At 52.8% G+C, this 1630-nt stretch carries 1 protein-coding gene and 1 pseudogene; both read right to left on the bottom strand.

Annotated features, from left to right (window positions below; all coding sequences use genetic code 11):
• Positions 1-334, bottom strand: a pseudogene (locus tag ACOCD2_RS19090) (PilN domain-containing protein); the annotation flags it as partial.
• Positions 334-1407: a pilus assembly protein PilM gene (locus ACOCD2_RS19095; RefSeq protein ID WP_293650106.1), complete on the bottom strand. Its 1074-nt coding sequence runs from the start codon at positions 1405-1407 to the stop codon at positions 334-336. The pseudogene ACOCD2_RS19090 and the gene ACOCD2_RS19095, both read right to left, overlap by 1 nt.
• Positions 1408-1630 lie beyond the last annotated feature (223 nt).

Raw genomic sequence — 1630 nt, forward strand, 5'->3', positions numbered from 1 at the left:
GAAGTTGTTGCGTAGTGCTGGGTGACCAGGACGGCTGGGGCACCAATAGGTTGTCAAAGGCCGAGTCGATTTTGGGGACTGGGATGTCCCAAAATCTATCACGAGGTCGAAGACACGCTTGGATCTCTTTAATCTTCTTGTCGATTTTGGTGATTTCGCTTTTCAGGTACGCATTTCTGCTTTCCTGAAACTCGATTTGCTTTTCCACCTGCATGTACCAGAGGAACACGGCCAGTGCAGCAACAATGACTGCACCCAGCACCTGGATACCAAAGTCTCTCTTGCGCTTCTTGCGCAGTGTTTCTCGCCAGGGGAGGAGGTTGATATGAGCCATTATCCGAAACTCCTCAATGCAAGACCACAGGCGATCATTATGGCCGGAGCATCACTGCTCAAAGCCTCTGCTTCCACGCGCGGACCTATGGACATGTTTGTAAAGGGATTGGCAACGACAGTATCCACACCCAGCCGATCCTGAATCAGGTCATCAAGCCCCACGATAGAAGAGGTGCCACCGGCCAGGATAATAAGATCCACGTGATTGTATGGCGTGGCCCCCAGAAAGAACTGAATGGCCCGATTACCCTGTTGCGCCACCGCCTCCTTGAAGGGATCAAGCACTTCGGCTTCGTAACTGTCAGGAAGACCGCCATTGCGTTTGGCCATGCCCGCTTCCTCGAAAGAAAGGCCATAACGCCGCTGTATCTCTTCAGTGAGTTGCCTGCCGCCGAAATTCTGTTCGCGGGTATAGACCGTCGTATTACTGTGCAGGGCATTCAGCGTAGTGGTGGTGGCACCGATATCCAACAGAGCCACGGTGAGCCCTTCTCCACCGTTTGGCCATTCCACCGCCAGTTCCTTGCAGGTGCGCTCCATGGCGTAAGCCTCTACATCCACGATCTCGCAGTCCAGCCCACCCAGGCCGACCGCGGCAACGCGTTCATCCACCGTTTCGGAGCGACAGGCTGCCAGCAGTACATCGACCATCTGGGCGTTCTTTTCGCTGGGACCCAGCACCTCGAAATCCAGATTTACTTCTTCAAGAGGATAAGGCACATACTGATCAGCTTCCATTTCGATCTGCGCCTCCAGTTCCTTGTCATTCAGTGAGGCAGCGACCGAAATCGTCTTGGTGATCACAGATGAACCTGAGACCGCAAGAGCCGCAGACTTTGCCCGGGTACCGGATTTCTTGACGACTTTCTTTATAGCCTGCCCGACAGCCTCGATATCGACGATGCTTCCCTCCACCATGACGTTCGGCGGCAGGATTTCCACACCATAACTTTCGACACGATAACGGTTGCCACCGCGCCCCCCCTGCCGACTCAGCTCCAGCAGTTTTACCACCGAGGAACTGATATCCAATCCCACCAGGGGTGCATTCTTGCCACTAAAGAAACTCATTATTCAATATTCCGGAATATCCTTGATTATTATTCAGGATGGGTCCCAATGAATGTGCAATGCCCCGTTGCCACAAACATCCGTACTCGGACCCCTTCTTTCAGTCTTCCAACCGACCTTCTCGTAAATTTAACTGTCGGGTACCATGTGATTATATTCCAAAAAGGAGCTATCCTTTGTTCCGAACCCGCCAGATATTGAACGACTGGCTCACGCAAAACCT

Origin of the sequence: Thiolapillus sp., assembly GCF_048562965.1 — a bacterium.
GTDB lineage: Bacteria > Pseudomonadota > Gammaproteobacteria > Chromatiales > Chromatiaceae > Thiolapillus > Thiolapillus brandeum_A.

Bases quoted from the DNA above. Each gene is read 5' to 3' on its own strand.
- ACOCD2_RS19095 (WP_293650106.1), bottom strand. From the start codon at position 1,407: ATGAGTTTCTTTAGTGGCAAGAATGCACCCCTGGTGGGATTGGATATC.